General features: G+C 64.0%; 14 protein-coding genes. All 14 read left to right on the top strand.

What is annotated here, in order from left to right; all coding sequences use genetic code 11:
• The first annotated feature begins 38 nt into the window (after window positions 1-38).
• The 14 genes from accB to urtA all read left to right on the top strand — a co-directional run bounded on the left by accB (window position 39) and on the right by urtA (window position 20,917).
• Window positions 39-500 (top strand): acetyl-CoA carboxylase biotin carboxyl carrier protein, encoded by a 462-nt coding sequence (accB, locus tag GV002_RS15775; RefSeq protein WP_074913864.1) that lies wholly within the window; start codon window positions 39-41, stop codon window positions 498-500.
• Between the two features lie 17 nt (window positions 501-517).
• The gene (gene accC / locus GV002_RS15770) at window positions 518-1,873 is read left to right on the top strand and encodes an acetyl-CoA carboxylase biotin carboxylase subunit (protein WP_160019302.1); all 1,356 of its coding nucleotides are present in this window, start codon (window positions 518-520) and stop codon (window positions 1,871-1,873) included.
• A 256-nt stretch (window positions 1,874-2,129) separates the two neighbouring features.
• The gene (gene prmA, locus GV002_RS15765) at window positions 2,130-3,008 is read left to right on the top strand and encodes a 50S ribosomal protein L11 methyltransferase (protein WP_160019301.1); all 879 of its coding nucleotides are present in this window, start codon (window positions 2,130-2,132) and stop codon (window positions 3,006-3,008) included.
• 53 nt (window positions 3,009-3,061) lie between these two features.
• Window positions 3,062-4,324 (top strand): DUF3426 domain-containing protein, encoded by a 1,263-nt coding sequence (locus tag GV002_RS15760; RefSeq protein WP_160019300.1) that lies wholly within the window; start codon window positions 3,062-3,064, stop codon window positions 4,322-4,324.
• Window positions 4,325-4,553: 229 nt separating this feature from the next.
• Complete coding sequence (gene dusB, locus GV002_RS15755) at window positions 4,554-5,552, top strand: tRNA dihydrouridine synthase DusB (protein WP_160019299.1); 999 nt, start codon at window positions 4,554-4,556, stop codon at window positions 5,550-5,552.
• Window positions 5,549-5,869 carry a DNA-binding transcriptional regulator Fis gene (gene fis / locus GV002_RS15750; protein WP_026088753.1) on the top strand — a complete coding sequence of 107 codons (321 nt, stop codon included), beginning with the start codon at window positions 5,549-5,551 and terminating at the stop codon, window positions 5,867-5,869. The genes dusB and fis overlap by 4 nt, the downstream gene beginning before the upstream one ends.
• A 74-nt stretch (window positions 5,870-5,943) precedes the next feature.
• On the top strand, window positions 5,944-7,551 hold the full coding sequence (gene purH / locus GV002_RS15745; protein ID WP_160019298.1) for a bifunctional phosphoribosylaminoimidazolecarboxamide formyltransferase/IMP cyclohydrolase: 1,608 nt from the start codon (window positions 5,944-5,946) through the stop codon (window positions 7,549-7,551).
• 199 nt (window positions 7,552-7,750) lie between these two features.
• Window positions 7,751-9,040, top strand: a complete 1,290-nt coding sequence (purD, locus tag GV002_RS15740) for a phosphoribosylamine--glycine ligase (protein ID WP_160019297.1) — start codon at window positions 7,751-7,753, stop codon at window positions 9,038-9,040.
• A 381-nt stretch (window positions 9,041-9,421) separates the two neighbouring features.
• Window positions 9,422-12,202, top strand: coding sequence for a hybrid sensor histidine kinase/response regulator (locus GV002_RS15735; protein WP_178094709.1), 2,781 nt, complete (start codon window positions 9,422-9,424; stop codon window positions 12,200-12,202).
• Between the two features lie 130 nt (window positions 12,203-12,332).
• The gene (locus GV002_RS15730) at window positions 12,333-12,926 is read left to right on the top strand and encodes a MarC family protein (protein ID WP_075745367.1); all 594 of its coding nucleotides are present in this window, start codon (window positions 12,333-12,335) and stop codon (window positions 12,924-12,926) included.
• A gap of 260 nt (window positions 12,927-13,186) precedes the next feature.
• Window positions 13,187-14,986 carry an allophanate hydrolase gene (gene atzF / locus GV002_RS15725; protein WP_178094707.1) on the top strand — a complete coding sequence of 600 codons (1,800 nt, stop codon included), beginning with the start codon at window positions 13,187-13,189 and terminating at the stop codon, window positions 14,984-14,986.
• Window positions 14,987-15,221: 235 nt separating this feature from the next.
• Entirely contained in the window at window positions 15,222-18,851 is a 3,630-nt protein-coding gene (gene uca, locus GV002_RS15720; protein ID WP_160019295.1) for an urea carboxylase, read from the top strand.
• A 1-nt stretch (window position 18,852) separates the two neighbouring features.
• The gene (locus tag GV002_RS15715; protein WP_160019294.1) at window positions 18,853-19,575 is read left to right on the top strand and encodes a GntR family transcriptional regulator; all 723 of its coding nucleotides are present in this window, start codon (window positions 18,853-18,855) and stop codon (window positions 19,573-19,575) included.
• A 76-nt stretch (window positions 19,576-19,651) separates the two neighbouring features.
• Window positions 19,652-20,917 (top strand): urea ABC transporter substrate-binding protein, encoded by a 1,266-nt coding sequence (gene urtA, locus GV002_RS15710; protein WP_160019293.1) that lies wholly within the window; start codon window positions 19,652-19,654, stop codon window positions 20,915-20,917.
• Window positions 20,918-20,919: the final 2 nt, after the last annotated feature.

The following is a 20,919-nucleotide window of genomic DNA, read 5'->3' as shown; positions in this document are numbered from 1 at the left end:
TAGACAAGTCCTACCTCACCTCTGGGAGTTGACCATTCATGGATATCCGTAAAGTCAAGAAACTGATCGAGCTGCTGGAAGAGTCCGGTATCGACGAGCTGGAGATCAAAGAGGGCGAAGAGTCCGTGCGCATCAGCCGTCACAGCAAACAACCGGCCTATGCCCCGCAGCCGATGTACGCACCGGCACCGGCTCCGATCGCGGCGCCTGTCGCCGCAGCCGCTCCGGGCGCTGAAGCCGCCCCGGCCGCCGCACCGAAACTGAACGGCACCGTGGCGCGTTCGCCGATGGTTGGCACCTTCTATCGCGCCGCCTCGCCGACCTCGGGCAACTTCGTCGAAGTCGGTCAGACCGTGAAGAAAGGCGATATCCTCTGCATCGTCGAAGCGATGAAGATGATGAACCACATCGAAGCCGAAGCCAGCGGTGTGATCGAATCCATCCTGGTGGAAAACGGCCAGCCGGTTGAGTACGACCAACCCCTGTTCACCATCGTTTGATGCACGGGGAGCCTGCAATGCAGAAGCTGGAAAAAGTCCTTATCGCCAACCGTGGCGAAATCGCCCTGCGTATCCTGCGCGCCTGCAAGGAGCTGGGCATCAAGACGGTGGCCGTGCACTCCACCGCCGACCGCGAACTGATGCACCTGGGCCTGGCCGACGAGTCCGTCTGCATTGGTCCGGCAGCCGGCGCTCAGTCCTACCTGAACATCCCGGCGATCATCAGCGCAGCTGAACTGACCGGTGCCACGGGCATCCACCCGGGCTACGGCTTTCTCGCCGAGAACGCCGACTTCGCCGAACAGGTGGAGAACTCCGGTTTTGCCTTCATTGGCCCGAAAGCCGACACCATCCGCCTGATGGGCGACAAGGTATCGGCCAAGGAAGCCATGATCAAAACCGGCGTCCCAGTGGTTCCCGGTTCCGAAGGCCCGCTGCCGGAAGACGAGGAAGAAGCCCTGCGCATCGCCCGTGAAGTAGGCTACCCGGTGATCATCAAGGCCGCTGGCGGCGGCGGTGGTCGCGGCATGCGCGTGGTGCACAAGGAAGAAGACCTGATCAAATCGGCCAAGCTGACCCGCACCGAAGCCGGTGCTGCATTTGGCAACCCGGTGGTCTATCTGGAAAAATTCCTCGGCAACCCGCGCCACGTCGAAGTCCAGGTGCTGTCCGACGGCCAGGGCAACGCGATTCACCTGTACGACCGTGACTGCTCGCTGCAGCGCCGTCACCAGAAGGTGATCGAAGAGGCTCCGGCCCCGCTGATCGACGAGAAGGCCCGCGCCGAAGTGCTCAAGCGCTGCGTCGATGCCTGTGTCGAGATCGGCTACCGTGGCGCCGGCACCTTCGAGTTCCTCTATGAAGACGGCCGCTTCTACTTCATCGAGATGAACACCCGCGTTCAGGTGGAGCACCCGGTCACCGAGATGGTCACGGGTATCGACATCGTCAAGGAGATGCTCAGCATCGCCGCTGGCAACAAGCTGTCGATCAAGCAGGAAGACGTGAAGATCCTCGGTCACTCGGTCGAGTGCCGGATCAACGCCGAAGACCCGGACAACTTCATGCCCAGCCCCGGCAAGGTCAAGCATTTCCATGCGCCGGGCGGCAATGGCGTTCGCGTCGACTCTCACCTGTACAGCGGCTACAGCGTTCCGCCGCACTACGACTCGCTGATCGGCAAGCTGATCACCTTCGGCAAGGACCGTGACGAGGCCATGGCCCGTATGCGCAATGCCCTGGACGAGATCGTGGTCGATGGCATCAAGACCAACGTGCCGCTGCACCGCGACCTGACCCGCGACAAGGGTTTCGTCAAAGGCGGCGTGAACATCCATTACCTGGAAAAGAAACTGGGTATGGACAAGCACTGAGCCCAATGACCAGCTGCGCGTCGGCGATACGGCGTTAAAAACGACCTCGGAATGCTCACTTACAAATGTAAGCTCCGCTCCCTCGACCGTTTTTGCCTTGTCTCGCTCTAGCTCGCGAGGTCATGACTGAAGTGCTAAACAAGGGCTGCCCTCGGGCAGCCCTTGTCGTTTCCGGCCGATAGCCGAACTGGCCGGCCGGCCATCCGTTCAAGTAAGCTGCGCGGCCAAACCGTTCCACATGCTTTCGAGGTTTCTCATGCCCTGGTTACAAGTCCGTCTCGCCATCACTCCTGAGCAGGCAGAAACCTACGAGGATGCCCTGCTGGAAGTCGGCGCCGTATCGGTAACCTTCATGGACGCCGAAGATCAGCCGATCTTCGAGCCGGATCTGGGCACCACGCCGCTGTGGTCGAATACTCACCTGCTGGCCCTGTTCGAGGCCGACACCGACGAAACCGCCCTGCTCGCCCACCTGCAGCTGCTGTGTGGCGGCGCGCTGCCGGAGCATCATGTCGAACGCATCGAGGATCAGGACTGGGAGCGCAGCTGGATGGATGGCTTCCAGCCCATGCGCTTCGGCCAACGCCTGTGGATCGTGCCAAGCTGGCACGCCGCGCCGGAGCCGGACGCGGTCAACCTGCTGCTCGATCCGGGCCTGGCCTTTGGCACCGGCACCCATCCGACCACCGCACTGTGCCTGGAATGGCTCGATGGCCAGAAGCTGGACAACTGCAGCGTGCTCGACTTCGGTTGCGGCTCGGGCATCCTCGCCATCGCCGCACTGTTGCTCGGCGCCCCGCAGGCAGCGGGTACCGATATCGACCCGCAAGCCCTGGAGGCCTCGCGCGACAATGCCTCGCGCAACGGTATCGATCCGGCGCGCTTCCCGGTGTACCTGCCTGCCGACCTGCCGCAGCAGCCTGCCGACGTGGTCGTCGCCAACATCCTCGCCGGCCCGCTGGTTTCCCTGGCACCTCAGATCACCACACTGGTCAAAGGCGGTGGACGCCTGGCGCTGTCGGGTATCCTCGCCGAGCAGGCCGAGGAAGTCCGCGCCGCCTACGCAGGCGCCTTCGACCTCGACCCGACGGCCATCAAGGACGGCTGGGTGCGCATCAGCGGCGTCAAGCGCTGAACCGCGCGCAATCGTTGCGTTAGACTAGCTGCTTGGATTTTCCGGACCCGCGCATGAGCGAAAGCCACGTCACCCAGTGCCCCAATTGCCGTACCAGCTTCCGCGTCAGTCAGGCGCAGCTGGCTGCTGCCCATGGCGCAGTACGCTGCGGTGCCTGCCTGCACGTGTTCAACGCCGCCGAGCAACTGTTCGGCCCCCGTGCAGCCGCACCTGCGCCAGCGATAGCCAAAACGGTAAGCACTGCGGTCAAGGCCCAACCCGACACCCGCACCAAGTCGCCAGCGTCCAATCCCGCCGACGATACCCTGTGGATTCATGACGACCTCGACCTCGACAACCTCGATCTCGATGAGGAACTGGCCAGGCTGGAAGAGCAGGAACAGCAGCTGTCGCAGCAGTTCCTCGCACTGGAACAGGCGCCGCGCTATGCCGAGAATTTCGCCAGCCGCGCAACGGACGAGCACGACGACACGCATGACGAAGCCTGGGCCGAAGCCCTGCTGCGCGACGAGCCAGTCAAGCGCGAGCGCGACAGCTTCGAGCTGCAACCAACCGAAGAGCAGCCGGAGCCCGCCGCTACACCTGAGCCCGAAGCTGCCATTGAATTCGTCCCTCCCGCCACACCCCGCACGCAACAGCCCGTCGCCAATGACCTCGACGAATCCGCTGAGCCGCGCCTGGGTGATATCGATGACGAGCAACAGGACGAAGATCTGCGCACAGAGCGTGAAGAGCCCAAGGCAGTGCGCAACGAGCCGGGCCTGCGCGAGGAGCGTCTGTTCGAACTGGATGACGAACCCTTGCAACTCGACTGGCGCCAGCCACAGGGCACGTCATGGGGGCGCCTGCTCGGCTGGGGGCTACTCAACCTGCTGGCAGCTGGCGGCCTGCTGGCACAATACGCTGCCTACAACTTCGATGAGCTGGCACGCCAGGATCGCTATCGTCCCTGGTTCGAACAACTGTGCCCGAACATCGGCTGCACCCTGCCATCGAAAGTGGACATCAGCCAGATTCGCAGCAGCAACCTGGTAGTACGTAGCCACCCGGAATTCTCCGGCGCCCTGATCGTCGACGCCATCCTTTATAACCGCGCTTCCTTCGCCCAGCCCTTCCCACTGCTGGAGATGCGCTTCGCTGACCTGGGTGGCCAACTGGTCGCCAGTCGTCGCTTCAAACCCAGCGAGTACCTGGCCGGCGAGCTGGCCGGACAGAGCGAGATGCCACCGCAGACGCCCATCCACATCTCCCTGGACATCCTTGATCCGGGCACCCGCGCGGTGAACTACAGCCTGAGCTTCCACTCGCCCGAGTAGCCTGGAGACGGCGCGACACGTGGTCGCAGGCCTTCCATCTAACTACTGGCGATAAGCCCATAGCTGTTCAGAATTTGTTCAAAACGACCTTTATCCGGTCATCCAGAGCGGGTATCATGCCCACCCTTTCGCGAGCACCGACCCACCGCCGTTTCCCCTGAGGACACAGTGGAGGGCGGGTGTTGATCGCCCTTTGTCTCAACTGCGCACCAACAAGCAGGGACGCCCCATGTCGGCCCCACGTATTGGCCCTTACACATTGCCCAATCGGTTGATCCTGGCCCCCATGGCCGGCGTCACCGATCGCCCGTTCCGCCAGCTGTGTCGCCGTCTCGGCGCCGGCCTGGTGGTGTCGGAGATGGTCACCAGCGATGTGCGCCTGTGGAATAGCCGCAAGTCCAGCCTGCGCTTGCTGCACGCTGGTGATCCCGAGCCGCGCTCGGTACAGATCGCCGGTGGTGATCCGCAGATGATGGCCGACGCGGCGCGCAAGAACGTCGAGTTGGGCGCACAGATCATCGACATCAACATGGGCTGCCCGGCCAAGAAGGTCTGCAACAAGGCCGCCGGCTCCGCCCTGCTGCGCGACGAGCCGCTGGTACGGGAAATCCTCGCTGCCGTGGTCGGTGCGGTGGACGTGCCGGTGACGCTGAAGATTCGCACCGGCTGGGACCGCCAGAACAAGAACGGCATTACCGTGGCGAAAATCGCCGAAGATGCCGGCATTGCTGCACTGTCCGTACACGGCCGCACCCGCGCCGACCTTTATACCGGCGAAGCCGAGTACGACACCATCGCCGCCATCAAGCAGGCGATATCGATTCCGGTGTTCGCCAATGGCGACATCGACTCTCCACAGAAGGCCAAGGCCGTGCTCGACGCCACTGGCGCCGACGCGCTGCTCATTGGTCGCGCCGCCCAAGGGCGGCCGTGGATCTTCCGTGAAATCGAGCACTACCTGAGTACCGGCGAAACCCTGCCGGCACCGAGCCTGCTCGAAGTGGAACGCATTCTGCTAGAACACCTGGCCGCACTGCACGCCTTCTACGGTGAATTGATGGGCACGCGTATCGCCCGCAAGCATGTCGGCTGGTATCTGGCAACCCTGCCGGGCGCCAGGGAGTTTCGCGCCCAATTCAACCGTCTGGACAGTACGGACGCACAGTGCGCCCACGTTCGCGCGTTCTTCCGCGAACGGCACAACGATGGAAACGAGGTGGCCGCATGACGTTGATGACAGAGACCCTAGTGAGTGGAATTGCACCCGTGAGTGACAACACCAGCCTTAAACAGCACCTGAACACGCCGAGCGAAGAGGGCCAGACCCTGCGCGGCGCCGTGGAGAAGGCGCTGCACAATTACTTCGCCCATCTCGAGGGCGCGGACGTCACCGACGTGTACAACCTGGTGCTCACCGAAGTCGAAGCGCCACTGCTGGAAACCGTCATGAATTACGTGAAAGGTAACCAGACCAAGGCCTCCGAACTGCTCGGTCTGAACCGCGGTACGCTGCGCAAGAAGCTCAAGCAGTACGACCTGCTGTAACCCTGAACTCCCGAAAAGGGCGGCCCGCATGAGCCGCCTTTTTTGCTGATATCCCCGCTCTGATGGATAGTGAAATGACCGACCAGACCACCCTTCTGCCCGTCCGCCGCGCGCTGATCAGCGTTTCCGACAAGACCGGTGTCCTCGAATTCGCTCGCGAACTGGCCGCCCTCGGTGTCGAGATTCTCTCCACCGGCGGCACCTACAAGCTGCTCAAGGACAACGGCGTAGCCGCAGTGGAAGTAGCCGACTACACCGGCTTCCCGGAGATGATGGACGGCCGCGTCAAGACCCTGCACCCGAAGATTCACGGCGGCATCCTCGGCCGTCGTGCGCTGGACAGCGCGGTGATGGACGAGCACGGCATCAAGCCGATCGACCTGGTGGCGGTCAACCTCTATCCCTTCGAAGCCACCGTGGCCAAGCCTGATTGCGACCTGGCCGACGCCATCGAGAATATCGACATCGGCGGCCCGACCATGGTCCGCAGCGCGGCGAAGAACCACAAGGACGTCGCCATCGTGGTCAACACCGGCGATTACGCCGGCATCGTCGCCTCCCTCAAGGCCGGCGGCCTGAGCTACGCCCAGCGCTTCGACCTGGCCCTCAAGGCCTTCGAGCACACCGCGGCCTACGACGGCATGATCGCCAACTACCTGGGCACCATCGACCAGGCGCGTGACACCCTGTCCACCGAAGGTCGCGGCGCCTTCCCGCGCACCTTCAACAGCCAGTTCGTCAAGGCGCAGGAAATGCGCTACGGCGAGAACCCGCACCAGAGTGCGGCGTTCTATGTCGAAGCGAAGAAGGGCGAAGCCAGCGTTTCCACCGCAATCCAGTTGCAGGGCAAGGAACTGTCGTTCAACAACGTGGCCGACACCGACGCCGCGCTGGAATGCGTGAAGAGCTTCGTCAAGCCGGCCTGCGTCATCGTCAAGCACGCCAACCCCTGCGGCGTGGCCGTGGTACCGGAAGACGAAGGCGGCATCCGCAAGGCCTACGACCTGGCCTACGCCACCGATACCGAATCGGCGTTCGGCGGCATCATCGCCTTCAACCGCGAGCTGGATGGCGAAACCGCGAAGGCCATCGTCGAGCGTCAGTTCGTCGAAGTGATCATCGCCCCGAAAATCAGCGCCGCCGCCCGTGAAGTGGTGGCCGCCAAAGCCAACGTGCGCCTGCTCGAATGCGGCGAATGGCCGGCCGAGCGCGCTGCGGGTTGGGACTTCAAACGCGTCAATGGTGGTCTGCTGGTGCAGAGCCGCGACATCGGCATGATCGCAGCGTCCGACCTGAAGATCGTTACCCAGCGCGCGCCGAGCGAGCAGGAAATCCACGACCTGATCTTCGCCTGGAAAGTGGCCAAGTTCGTCAAATCCAACGCCATCGTCTACGCCAAGAACCGTCAGACCGTGGGTGTCGGCGCCGGCCAGATGAGCCGCGTCAACTCCGCGCGCATCGCCGGCATCAAGGCCGAGCACGCTGGCCTGCCGGTGCCCGGTGCGGTGATGGCGTCGGACGCCTTCTTCCCCTTCCGCGACGGCATCGACAACGCCGCCAAGGCCGGTATCACCGCCGTGATCCAGCCGGGCGGCTCGATGCGTGACAACGAAGTGATCGCCGCCGCCGACGAAGCCGGGATTGCCATGGTGTTTACCGGCATGCGCCACTTCAGGCACTAAAATCGGCCGCACTGAAACCGGCATCTGCGTTGTTGCCCCGGGTTCCGCCAATGCTCATTGCCAGTAGGCAACTCCGCTTGTCGAAACCCGGGGCGCCTAGCATCTACCGGCTTCATCGCGACCTCGGAATTCGTAGGGTGGATAGCGCTTTTTCTATCCACCAACCGGGCCACCGGCCCGCCTCCACAAGGAGACAAATATGAACGTATTGATCATCGGCAGCGGCGGTCGCGAACACGCCCTGGCCTGGAAAGTGGCGCAGGACAAGCGCGTCGAGAAAATCTTCGTCACCCCGGGTAACGCCGGCACAGCCGTCGAGCCCAAGTGCGAGAACGTCGCCATCGACGTACTGGCCATCGAGCAGTTGGCTGACTTTGCCGAGAAGAACGTGCAACTGACCATCGTCGGCCCGGAAGCGCCGCTGGTCAAAGGCGTGGTCGACCTGTTCCGCAGCCGCAAGCTGGATATCTTCGGCCCCACCGCCGCAGCCGCCCAGCTGGAAGGCTCCAAGGCGTTCACCAAGGATTTCCTTGCGCGCCACAAGATCCCCACCGCCGACTACCAGAACTTCACCGAGATCGAGCCGGCGCTGGCCTACCTCCGTGAGAAAGGCGCACCGATCGTGATCAAGGCCGACGGCCTGGCCGCAGGCAAGGGCGTGATCGTCGCCATGAGCCTGCAGGAAGCCGAAGACGCGGTGCGCGATATGCTCGCTGGCAACGCCTTCGGTGAGGCCGGTTCGCGCGTGGTGATCGAGGAGTTCCTCGACGGCGAAGAAGCCAGTTTCATCGTCATGGTCGACGGCGAGAACGTGCTGCCGATGGCCACCAGCCAGGATCACAAGCGCGTCGGCGACGGTGACAGCGGCCCGAATACCGGCGGCATGGGCGCCTACTCGCCAGCCCCGGTAGTCACCGCCGAAGTACACAAGCGCGTGATGGACGAGGTGATCTACCCGACCGTGCGCGGCATGGCCAGCGAAGGCAACGTCTACACCGGCTTCCTCTATGCAGGTCTGATGATCGACAAGGCTGGCAAGCCCAAGGTCATCGAGTTCAACTGCCGCTTCGGCGACCCGGAAACCCAACCGATCATGTGCCGCCTGGAAAGCTCCCTGGTGCTGCTGGTCGAGGCCGCACTGGCCAAGGCGCTGGACAAGGTCGAAGCGACCTGGGACCCGCGTCCGACCGTGGGCGTGGTGCTGGCCGCCGGTGGTTACCCGGGCGACTACGCCAAGGGCGATGTGATCGAAGGCCTCGATGAAGCCGCCAAGCTCGACGGCAAGGTGTTCCACGCCGGTACCGCGCTGAAGGATGGCCAGATCGTTACCGCTGGTGGTCGCGTACTCTGCGCCACCGCCATCGGCGCCAGCGTTGCCGATGCCCAGCAGCAGGCCTACCGTCTGGCCGAGAAGATTCGCTGGAACGGCATGTTCCACCGTAACGATATTGGCTATCGAGCGATCGCCCGCGAGCGCGGCGAAGACTAGAACCTGTTCACGATCTGCTGCGCGTCGGCGCTACTGCGTTAAAAACAAGCTGGAACGCCAGCCCGGTCGGAAGCCGCTTGCGGCTAACGCGCTTAAGCGCAGCCCGGAGGGCGAGCGAAGCGAGTGCTGCTCATTTACAACTTGTAAAGTCGAGCGCGACTCCGACCGGTCCTCGCTTGTTTTTGCGGGGCCACCGTCGGTGTTGTATCGCTCTAGCTCGCGAAATCGTGAAGCAGGTTCTGAGGTATCGAGAAACAGGGTGCAGTCCGGTAAAAAGGCGGCTTTTTCCAACAAAAAGCCTTAAAAATGCCTGACTGCACCATGTTCCCGCGAGCAGATGCTTGGCTATAATCCGGCCACTCATTTAGAAGGATTTTGCCCGTGCGCCGGCTCAGGATTGCCATCGGACTACTCGCCAGCATGCTGTTTCTCAGCCTTGCGCTGACAGCCAGTGCGAACTCAGCCCCGACAGGCCCGCACAGCTGGTCCTATCTGGTCGACACCAGCGCCCGTCTGGGTCTCGAAGAAGTCCGCGCCCAGCGCCAGCAGTTCAAGCCCCTCAGCAAGCAGTCTTTCACCTTCCCGCCCAGTGACCACGCCGTCTGGCTTCGTGCCGAGTTCGCACCGCAGCAGCAGCCCGCCTGGCTGTGGATCTTCTCACCACGGGTGCAGTACCTCGATTACTACCTGCTGAGAGACGGCCAGCTGGAGCAAAACCTGCACACCGGCGAGGCCATGCCGCTGGATTCGCGACCGCTGCCGTCGCGTTTCTATCTAATGCCGTTGCCAAATGACGGCCAGGCCCGCGTCGCCTATGTGCGCCTGACCTCCAACCACCCGCTGATGACCTGGTTCAAGGTGATGGATCAGGCAGAACTGGTCAGCCTGGAAAAGCCCGCCTACCTCTACGGCATGCTGTTCGGCGCTCTGCTGCTGCTGACCCTGTACAACCTCATCCGCTTCATCTACAGCCGCAGCGCCAGCGGTCTATGGCTGGCAGGGGTGAACATCGGCCTGGCCGTATGCTCGGCGGCCAATCTCGGAATCTTCGCCCAGTGGCTGCCCAGCCTGGGCTATAACCAGTCACTGGTCGCCGACCTCTCCGCACTGTTCGCCGCCTTCAGCGTCCTGGCCTTTGGCCTGGGCTTCATGCACGGCACGCCCGTGCAGCACAGCCCACTCAATCGCCTGCTGCAGGGCAATGCCCTGCTGGTACTGGCCTACGCCCTGTGCATCGTCGTCACCGGGCTGTTCTGGTACAGCTCGCTGGTCTACCTGCTGGTGGCCCTGAGCGCAATCAATCTGCTGCTGGTGAGCAGCCGGCACTGGCGCTCCGGTTATCAGCCGGCACGCCTGATCACCGTGGGCATGCTGGTCTTCAACATGGGATTCGGTTTCTTCGTGCCGGTGCTGCTGGGCTTCGATCAGCTCAATCCTGGCTGGCTGGTGCTGGGCGTGTTCAGTGTCGCCACCCTGGCCGGACTGATCCTCAGCGTTTCGCTGACCGAGCGGCAGCGACAGATCCAGCACAATACCCTGCAGGAAAGCACCGCCCTGGCCGCCAGCAGCGCTGAGCTGAAGGCCAAGGCCGAGTTCCTGGCCAAGATCAGCCACGAGATCCGCACGCCGATGAACGGAGTGCTGGGCATGACCGAACTTCTATTGGGCACGCCGCTGTCGGCCAAGCAGCGTGACTATGTGCAGACCATCCACAGCTCGGGCAACGAGCTGCTCACCCTGATCAACGAAATCCTCGACATTTCCAAGCTAGAATCCGGGCAGATCGAGCTGGACGATGTGCAGTTCGACCTCGGCGCGCTAATCGAGGACTGCCTCGACATCTTCCGCGCCAAGGCCGAACAACAGCGCGTGGAGTTGATCAGCTTCATCCAGCCGCAGGTACCGCGTGTGATCAGCGGTGACCCAACGCGCCTGCGCCAGGCCCTGCTGAGCCTGCTGGACAATGCCTTCAAGCAGACCGACGAGGGCGAAATCCTGCTGGTCGCCGCCCTGGACAGCAGCGATGGCCAACATCGTCTGCGCGTCGCCGTACAGGACAGCGGTCGTCCGCTGCTACCGGAAGAACGCGACGCCCTGCTCAACGCCGAACTGCAGAGCCGCGACTTCCTCTCCGCCACCCGCCTGGGTGGGCGCCTCGGCCTGATCATCGCGCGCCAGTTGGTGCGTCTGATGGGCGGCGAGTTCGGCATCCAGGGCAGCGGCAACCAGGGCACCACACTATGGCTAACCCTGCCGCTGGACGCCGCCCGTCTGGAACAACCGGAAGCCGACCTGGATAGCCCGCTGCAGGGCGCGCGTCTGCTGGTGGTGGACGACAACGACACCTGCCGCAAGGTGCTGATGCAGCAATGCAACGCCTGGGGCATGCAGGTCAGCGCCGTGCCCTCCGGCAAGGAGGCCCTGGCCCTGCTGCGCACCAAGGCGCACATGCGCGAATACTTCGACGCGGTGCTGCTCGATCAGGACATGCCCGGCATGACCGGCATGCAACTGGCCGCCAAGATCAAGGAAGACCCGAGCCTCAACCACGACATTCTGATCATCATGCTCACTGGCATCAGCAACGCGCCGAGCAAGGTGATCGCACGTAACGCCGGGATCAAGCGCATCCTGGCCAAGCCGGTGGCCGGCTACACACTCAAGACCACCCTGGCCGACGAGCTGGCCCAGCGCCCCAACGACACCCCCGCCCAAGCAGCGCCAACTCCGGTCAGTACACCGCTGAACGTGCCAGCCGACTTCCGCATTCTGGTCGCCGAAGACAACAGCATCTCGACCAAGGTGATTCGCGGCATGCTCGGCAAGCTCAACCTCAAGCCGGACACTGCCAGCAACGGCGAGGAAGCCCTCAGCGCGATGAAAGCGCAGCCCTACGACCTGGTGCTGATGGACTGTGAAATGCCGGTGCTCGACGGCTTCTCCGCCACCGAACAATTGCGCGCCTGGGAGAAGAGCGAGAAGCGCCCGCGCACGCCGGTGGTGGCGCTGACTGCGCATATATTGAGCGAGCACAAGGAGCGCGCACGCGCTGTGGGCATGGATGGCCATATGTCCAAGCCGGTGGAACTGTCGCAACTGCGTGAGCTGATCGAGCACTGGATCGCCGAGCGCGAACTGCGTCGCCAGCGCGAGGTATCGTAGGGCGTACTCGCGAAGCAGTACGCCGCTGGATTTGCGCTGTGACGAAGAGCGACGGACTGTTCGCATAGCTACGAGCGGTCGGCGCTCCGATCCGCCCTACCTCAGTCCACCCATCTCAAACGAGCGCCCCATGTCCGAGTTGTTCAGCCTGTACCTGAAGATGCTGGTGCTCTACAGCCCCTTCTTCGTCCTCTCCTGCTTTATCGGCCTCAGTCGCGGCTACACCCTCAAGGAACGCAAGCGCCTGGCCTGGAAGGTGGCGCTAGCCACGCTGATCGCCAGCGTGCTGCTGTACCTGTTCGGCAAGCACATCTTCACTCTGTTCGGCATCACCATCGACGCCTTCCGTATCGGCGCGGGCTCGGTGCTGTTCATCTCCGCCCTCGGCATGGCCCAGGGCAAGTCGGCGGTGCAGACAGACAACGTGCAGCAGGACGTCACCATCGTACCGTTGACCATTCCGCTGACGGTCGGCCCCGGCACCATCGGCGCCCTGCTGCTGATGGGCGCCAGCCAGCCGCACTGGGACGACAAGCTGGTGGCCGTGGCGGCGATCTTTCTCGCCAGCCTCACCGTCGGCGTGGTGCTGTACTTGTCCAACCAGTTCGAGCGCCTGCTCGGCGACCAGGGCCTGCAGATCGTCAGCCGTTTGATGGGGCTGTTCGTCTGCGCCCTGGCCGCACAGATCATCTTCACCGGGGTGAAGAACTACCTGGTGCCATAACGCGCGATAAGCGTATGACCTGCCCCGGATTTCATCCGGGCTACGCCACTGGCCCCACGATCCCGTAGGGTGCGCTGCGTGCACCGCGAGCCCTTCAAACCCTGCACCATTCACTCGCATACCAGCCCCACCTCGGTGCAACGCCTCTCGCCAAAGCCCCTGCCGTTACTCTGAAATCCCCGAAAATAGGGGCCTGCGCAAAACTGGCCCCGTCATTGCTCTAGTGATTCCAACTTGGATACAAGATGGAATCTAGAAGCATGTCCAACGCACCTATCGCTTTCACCCTCGCGCAGTGGCAACAGGCCTACCGTGACGGCCAATCCCCTGCAGAACTGCTGCACGCTCTGCGCCGCGAACTGCGCGCTGACGACACCGCCTGGATCGCCCTGGCCAGCGACGCGCAGCTCGATGCCCAGCTCGATGCCCTGACCACCGCACTGGAAGGTGCAGCCGGCGACCTGAGCACGCTGCCGCTGTACGGCGTGCCCTTCGCCATCAAGGACAATATCGACGCCGCCGGCTGGCCCACCACCGCCGCCTGCCCCGAATTCGCCTATCAGGCCGAGGCCGATGCCACCGTGGTAGCCCGCCTGCGCGCCGCCGGCGCCATCCTCATTGGCAAGACCAACCTCGACCAGTTCGCCACCGGCCTGGTCGGCACCCGTTCGCCTCACGGCGCGGTGCCCAACAGCTTCAACCCGGATTACGTCAGCGGCGGTTCCAGCTCCGGTTCGGCCAGCGTGGTCGCGCGCGGCCTCGTGCCCTTCTCGCTGGGCACCGACACTGCAGGCTCGGGCCGCGTGCCGGCCGGTTTCAACAATATCATCGGGCTCAAGCCGACCAAGGGCTGGCTGCCCAACACCGGCCTGGTGCCGGCCTGCCGCACCGTCGACTGCATCTCGGTGTTCGCCCTGACCGTGGCCGATGCCCTGGCCGTGGCCAATATCGCCGGCGGCTATGACGCCGCCGATGCCTACAGCCGCAAGAACCCGAACAGCGCCAAGGTCGGCATGCCGGCCAGTCCGCGCCTGGCCATACCGGCCAATCCCGAGTTCTTCGGCGACAGCCAAAACCAGGCCGTCTATGAGGCCGCCTTGGGCAAACTGCGCGAACTGGGCGCCGAACTGGTGGAGATCGATTTCGCGCCCTTCCAGCAACTGGCCGAGCAGCTTTACTACGGCCCCTGGGTCGCCGAACGCACCGTTGCGGTGGAAGGCGTGAACCCCGAATACATCAACCCGGTGGTGCGCGGCATCGTCGACAACGGCCACAAGTACAGCGCCTGCGACGCCTACAAGGCCGAGTACATTCGCGCCGAGTTGAGCCGCACCATCAACGACGCCCTGGCCGGCTTCGACGCCATGGTGGTACCGACCTCGCCGACCATCCGCACACTGGCCGAGATGGACGCCGAGCCCGTGCTGTTCAACAGCCAGTTCGGCACCTACACCAACTTCACCAACCTCGCCGACCTGGCTGCCCTGGCCGTGCCGGCTGGCCTGCGTGCCGACGGTCTGCCAGCCGGCATCACCCTGCTCGCCCCGGCCTGGCATGACCAGGCTCTGGCCGCCTTCGGTCAACGCTGGCAGCAGGCTGTCGATCTGCCGCTGGGCGCCACCGGCAAACCGCTTCCGACTCAAGCAGCGAGCGACAAACCGGCACCCGGTTGCATCCGTGTTGCGGTGGTCGGCGCGCACCTGACCGGCATGCCGCTGAACTTCCAGCTCACCACGCGCGATGCCGTGCTGGTGGAGCAGACCACCAGCGCCGCGCATTACCGCCTCTATGCCCTGCCCGGCACCGTGCCACCCAAGCCGGGCCTGGCGCGGGTCGCCGAGAACGGCGCCGAGATCATCGTCGAGCTATGGGACCTGCCGCAGGCGCGCTTCGGTGAGTTCGTCGCCGAGATCCCGCCACCGCTGGGCATCGGCAACCTGGAGCTGGCCGATGGCCGCTGGGTCAAGGGCTTCATCTGCGAGCCTTATGCGCTGGATGGCGCGCGCGACATCACCAGCTTTGGTGGCTGGCGCGCGTTCATCGCCGAAACCAGGAAGTGAATAGCAAGGGAAAGGGCAGCGTGCATGCCCCCTCTCCCTAGCCCTCTCCCCGAGGGGAGAGGGAACAGATCAGCGCCTGCCCGCACACGCGTGCAGCAAGCCAGGAGGCCGCAACAGATGTTCCATACCGTACTGATCGCCAACCGTGGCGACCAGCCGCGCAGCGGCGCAGCGACGAAGTCAAAGTGCCGGACGGGCGTAGCCCGTCACGGCGATCTCGCCACGGAGAACCGCCATGTTTGAAACAGTCCTGATCGCCAACCGTGGCGAGATCGCCGTCCGCGCCATCCGCACGCTCAAGCGCCTGGGCGTCAAAAGCGTCGCCGTCTACTCCGACGCCGACCGCAATGCCCAGCACGTACGCGACGCCGATATTGCCATCGCCCTGGGCGGCGACAAGCCGGCTGACAGCTACCTGCGCATCGACAAGATTCTCGCCGCCGCGCAGGAAACCGGCGCCCAGGCTATCTACCCTGGCTACGGTTTTCTGTCGGAAAGCGCCGAGTTCGCCGATGCCTGCGAAGCAGCCGGCATCGCCTTCGTTGGCCCGACTGGCGAGCAGATTCGCGAATTCGGCCTCAAACACCGTGCCCGTGAACTGGCCGCCCAGGCCCAGGTGCCGATGGCGCCGGGCACCGGCCTGCTGCAAAGCCTGGAAGAAGCGCTGAGCGCCGCTGAAAGCATCGGCTACCCGGTGATGCTCAAAACCACCGCAGGCGGTGGTGGCATCGGCCTGACCCGCTGCAGCGACGCCGCCGCGCTGGAAAGCGCCTACGAAAGCGTCAAGCGTATGGGCGAGCAGTTTTTCAGCGATGCCGGGGTGTTCCTCGAGCGCTTCGTCGATCAGGCGCGTCACGTCGAAGTGCAGATTTTCGGCGACGGCCAGGGCCGCGTCGCTGCTCTCGGCGAGCGCGACTGCTCGCTGCAGCGGCGCAACCAGAAGGTGGTGGAAGAAACCCCGGCGCCGAACCTGCCGCAGGCCACCCGCGAACGCTTGCACGCCGCAGCCGTACAGCTTGGCGAGTCGGTGAAATACCGCAGCGCCGGCACCGTGGAGTTCATCTACGACGCCGCCCGCGACGACTTCTACTTCCTCGAAGTGAACACCCGCCTGCAGGTCGAGCACCCGGTTACCGAGATGGTCACCGGCCTGGATATGATCGAGTGCATGCTGCGCGTGGCCGCAGGCGATGCGATGGACTGGCCCGCGCTCGACCGAGCACCGCAAGGCGCCGCCATCGAAGTGCGGATCTACGCAGAAGACCCGCTGAAGAACTTCCAGCCCAGCCCAGGCGTGCTGACCGACGTGCATTTCCCGGACGACGTACGCGTCGACGGCTGGGTCAGTACCGGCAGCGAGGTGTCAGCCTTCTACGACCCGATGATCGCCAAGCTGATCGTCCATGCTGCTACTCGTGACGAAGCCATCGCCAAACTGCAGAAAGCCCTGGGCGAAACCCGCCTGCACGGCATCGCCAGCAACCTCGACTACCTACGCCAGGTGGTGGCCGACGAGCGTTTCGCCAAAGGCGAAGTGTGGACGCGTCTGCTCGACAGCTTCGCCTTCAAGGCCAGCGTCATCGAAGTGCTGGAGCCGGGCACCTACTCCAGCGTGCAGGACTATCCCGGCCGTCTCGGTTACTGGGATATCGGCGTGCCGCCGTCCGGGCCGATGGATGATTTCGCCTTCCGCCTGGCCAACCGTATCGTCGGCAACGCGGCCGAAGCCGCCGGCCTGGAATTTACCCTGCAAGGCCCGACTCTGCGTTTTCACAACGATGCACTGATCGCCCTGACCGGCGCCGACTGCCCGGCCACCCTGGACGATGCTCCGGTTGCCTACTGGCAGCCAATCGAGGTCAAGGCCGGCCAGGTGCTCAAGCTGGGTCGCGCCGTCAGCGGCTGCCGCACTTATCTCGCCGTGCGCAACGGCCTGGACGTGCCGCTGTATCTGGGCAGCCGCTCCACCTTCGCCCTCGGCCAGTTCGGCGGACATGCCGGGCGTACCCTGCGTACCGCCGACATGCTGGCCATCTCCCAGCCCGAGTTGCCGGCCTGCACCACGCCAGCGCCAGTCGCGCCGCCGCAGGCGGCTCACCCGAGCCTGATCCCCAGCTACGGCACCACCTGGAACATCGGCGTGCTCTATGGCCCGCACGGCGCGCCGGACTTCTTCACCGCTGAAGCCATCGAGGAATTCTTCGCCGCCGAGTGGGAGGTGCATTACAACTCCAACCGACTCGGCGTACGTCTGAGCGGCCCGAAACCGAGCTGGGCGCGAGCCGACGGTGGCGAAGCCGGCTTGCACCCGTCCAACGTGCATGACTGCGAATACGCCATCGGCGCGATCAACTTCACCGGTGACTTCCCGGTGATTCTGACCAAGGACGGCCCCAGCCTCGGCGGTTTCGTCTGCCCGGTGACCATCGCCAAGGCCGAGCTGTGGAAGGTCGGCCAGGTCAAGCCTGGCGACAAGCTGCGCTTTCATCCCATTGGTTTCCAGCAGGCGCAGAGCCTGGAGCAGGCGCAACTGGGCAGCATCGAGGCACTGGCGGCGATCAGCGCGGTGACCCTGCCGGCACCGTCGCTGCAACCTGATAACACCGTTTCCGCCACCGTGCTGGCCGAGCTGCCCGCTGAAGGCAGCCGCCCGCGCGCGGTGTATCGCCAGGCTGGCGACGCCTACATCCTGCTGGAATATGGCGACAACGTGCTGGATCTGGCCCTGCGCCTGCGCGTGCATCTGCTGATGGAGGCGCTCAAGGCCGAGCCGCTGCGTGGCCTGGAAGAGCTCGCCCCCGGCGTGCGCTCGCTGCAACTGCGCTACGACAGCCGCGTACTGCACCAGCGCACCCTGCTCGAACACCTGCTGCGCCTGGAGCGCCAGCTCGGTGATGTCGCCGAACTCAAGGTGCCGACCCGTATCGTCCATCTGCCCATGGCCTTCGAGGACAGCGCCACCCTCGCCGCCGTCGAACGCTACCGCGAAACCGTACGCAGCGAGGCGCCCTGGCTGCCGAACAACGTCGACTTCATCCAGCGCGCCAATGGCCTGGCCAGCCGTGAACAAGTCCGCGACATCCTGTTCGACGCCAGCTACCTGATCCTCGGCCTCGGCGACGTCTACCTCGACGCACCCTGCGCCGTGCCGCTGGACCCGCGCCATCGCCTGCTCAGCTCCAAGTACAACCCGGCGCGCACCTTCACTGCCGAGGGCACCGTGGGCATCGGCGGCATGTACATGTGCATCTATGGCATGGACTCGCCCGGCGGCTATCAGCTGGTCGGTCGCACCCTGCCGATCTGGAACAAATACGTGAAGAACGCCCAGTTCGAGAATGGCCAGCCCTGGCTGCTGCGCTTCTTCGACCAGGTGCGTTTCTATCCTGTCAGCGAGGCCGAGCTGGATGAATTCCGCGAAGCCTTCCGCGAGGGTCGCGCGCAAATCCGCATTGAGGAAACCGAGTTCGACTTTGCCGCCTACAACCGTTTCATCGCCGACAACGCCGCTGATATCGATGCCTTCCAGAGCCAGCAGAAAGCCGCCTTCGACGCCGAAGTCGAGTTGTGGAAGGACGACGATCCGAGCGCCGCACAGGCGCTGGGCACCGACACTGATGACGACGCCGATCTGGACGGCCATCTGGTCGCCGCCGAGATGAGCGGCAGCGTGTGGAAGGTGCTGGTCGAGCCTGGCCAGCATGTGGAAGCCGGCACGCCGCTGCTGGTGGTCGAGGCGATGAAGATGGAACTGGCGGTAACCGCGCCGGTGGCCGGTACGGTCAAGTCGCTGCGTTGCGCCCCCGGCAAAGCGGTGACGCCGGGCGATGCCCTGCTTCTGCTGACCCCGAGCGAGGCGGCCTGAGATGCAACTGGTCAGCCCGACCAAGCGCGGCAAGGAGCGCCCGGAGAATCTCGCCGAGCGCATCTACCTGCAGCTCAAGGACGACATCTTCGAGTTCCGCCTGCTGCCCGGTGATCGCTTCAGCGAGGGCGAGATCGCCGAGCGCATGGCCGCCAGCCGCACACCGGTGCGCCAGGCGCTGTATCGCCTGGAGCGCGAGGGCTATCTGGAGGTGTATTTCCGCAGCGGTTGGCAGGTCAAGCCGTTCGACTTCGCCCACTTCGAGGAGCTGTACGAGGTACGCATCGTCCTCGAACTGGAGGCGGTCAAGCGCCTGTGCGAACGCCCCAATGACGAGCTACCGGATGCACTGGAACAGTTGCGTTGCACCTGGATGGTGCAACCGGAGCAGCGCCTGCAGGACGGCCGCGAAGTGTCGCGTCTGGATGAACGTTTTCACTGCCAACTGGTGGAAGCCGCGGGCAACCGCGAGATGGCCCGGCTGCATGCCGAAGTCAGCGAAAAGATCCGAATTATCAGGCGCCTGGACTTCACCCAGGGGCCGCGCGTGGAACTCACCTACGAGGAACACGCCCGCATCCTCGGCGCGATCCTGTCGCGTCGCTGCGAAGAGGCACAGCTATTGCTCAAGACCCATATAGAGGTCAGCAAAGCGGAAGTGCGCAAGATCACCCTGCACATGCTGCACAGCGCCCGGCAACGGGCACTGCCGGCGCAAGGGTGACGTAAATGACCTTTGAATCACTGCCACCAATAAAAACGCTGTCCACTTAATCACGATTGTGAATGGAGATCGCACCATGCAACGTCGCAGCCTGATCAAGGCCTTTACCCTTTCCGCTTCCATCGCCGCCATGGGCCTGAGCTGGTCCATCCAGGCCGCCGAGACCATCAAGGTCGGCGTCCTGCACTCGCTGTCCGGCACCATGGCCATTTCCGAAACCTCGCTCAAAGACATGGCGCTGATGACCATCGACGAGATCAACGCCAAGGGCGGTGTCCTCGGCAAGCAACTGGAAGCGGTGGTGGTCGACCCGGCGTCGAACTGGCCGCTGTTCGCCGAGCGGGGCCGCCAGCTGCTGACCCAGGATAAGGTCGCGGTGACCTTCGGCTGCTGGACCTCGGTATCGCGCAAATCCGTGCTGCCGGTCTATGAAGAGCTCAACGGCCTGCTGTTCTACCCGGTGCAGTACGAAGGCGAAGAGATGTCGCCGAACGTGTTCTACACCGGCGCAGCGCCAAACCAGCAGGCCATCCCGGCGGTGGAATACCTGCTCAGCGAAGACGGCGGCGGCGCCAAGCGCTTCTTCCTGCTCGGCACCGACTACGTCTACCCGCGCACCACCAACAAGATCCTGCGCGCCTTCCTCAACAGCAAGGGCATCGCCGACAAGGACATCGAAGAGGTCTACACCCCCTTCGGTCATAGCGACTATCAAACCATCGTCGCCAACATCAAGAAGTTCTCCGCTGGCGGCAAAACTGCCGTGGTTTCCACTGTGAACGGCGACTCCAACGTCCCGTTCTACAAGGAACTGGCCAACCAGGGCCTGGAAGCCACCGAAGTGCCGGTGGTGGCCTTCTCCGTGGGTGAAGAAGAACTGCGCGGCATCGACACCAAGCCGCTGGTCGGCCACCTGGCGGCCTGGAACTACTTCCAGTCCGTGGAGAACCCGGTCAACGAGAAGTTCGTCGCCGACTGGAAAGCCTACGCCAAGGCCAAGAAGCTGCCGAACGCCGACACCGTAGTGACCAACGACCCGATGGAAGCCACCTATGTGGGCATCCACATGTGGGCGCAAGCCGTCGAGAAAGCTGGCACCACCGACGTCGACAAGGTCCGTGAAGCCATGGCTGGCCAGGAGTTCGCGGCACCGAGCGGCTTCACCCTGAAGATGGACGAGAAGAACCACCACCTGCACAAGCCGGTGATGATCGGCGAGATCCAGGAAGACGGTCAGTTCTCCGTGGTCTGGGAAACCGACGGCCCGGTTCGCGCTCAGCCGTGGAGCCCCTTCATCGAAGGCAACGACAAGAAAGCCGATACCCCGGTGAAGTCGAACTGATT

It is taken from the genome of Pseudomonas sp. 8O (assembly GCF_902506495.1).
Taxonomy (GTDB): Bacteria; Pseudomonadota; Gammaproteobacteria; order Pseudomonadales; family Pseudomonadaceae; genus Aquipseudomonas; species Aquipseudomonas chaetocerotis.
This window is presented reverse-complemented; position numbering and strand designations above follow the sequence as displayed.

Coding starts and splice junctions, on each gene's coding strand:
- GV002_RS15715 (WP_160019294.1), top strand. CDS start 18,853: ATGCAACTGGTCAGCCCGACCAAGCGCGGCAAGGAGCGCCCGGAGAAT.
- GV002_RS15730 (WP_075745367.1), top strand. CDS start 12,333: ATGTCCGAGTTGTTCAGCCTGTACCTGAAGATGCTGGTGCTCTACAGC.
- fis (WP_026088753.1), top strand. CDS start 5,549: ATGACGTTGATGACAGAGACCCTAGTGAGTGGAATTGCACCCGTGAGT.
- prmA (WP_160019301.1), top strand. CDS start 2,130: ATGCCCTGGTTACAAGTCCGTCTCGCCATCACTCCTGAGCAGGCAGAA.
- dusB (WP_160019299.1), top strand. CDS start 4,554: ATGTCGGCCCCACGTATTGGCCCTTACACATTGCCCAATCGGTTGATC.
- purH (WP_160019298.1), top strand. CDS start 5,944: ATGACCGACCAGACCACCCTTCTGCCCGTCCGCCGCGCGCTGATCAGC.
- purD (WP_160019297.1), top strand. CDS start 7,751: ATGAACGTATTGATCATCGGCAGCGGCGGTCGCGAACACGCCCTGGCC.
- accB (WP_074913864.1), top strand. CDS start 39: ATGGATATCCGTAAAGTCAAGAAACTGATCGAGCTGCTGGAAGAGTCC.
- accC (WP_160019302.1), top strand. CDS start 518: ATGCAGAAGCTGGAAAAAGTCCTTATCGCCAACCGTGGCGAAATCGCC.
- GV002_RS15760 (WP_160019300.1), top strand. CDS start 3,062: ATGAGCGAAAGCCACGTCACCCAGTGCCCCAATTGCCGTACCAGCTTC.
- atzF (WP_178094707.1), top strand. CDS start 13,187: ATGTCCAACGCACCTATCGCTTTCACCCTCGCGCAGTGGCAACAGGCC.
- uca (WP_160019295.1), top strand. CDS start 15,222: ATGTTTGAAACAGTCCTGATCGCCAACCGTGGCGAGATCGCCGTCCGC.
- urtA (WP_160019293.1), top strand. CDS start 19,652: ATGCAACGTCGCAGCCTGATCAAGGCCTTTACCCTTTCCGCTTCCATC.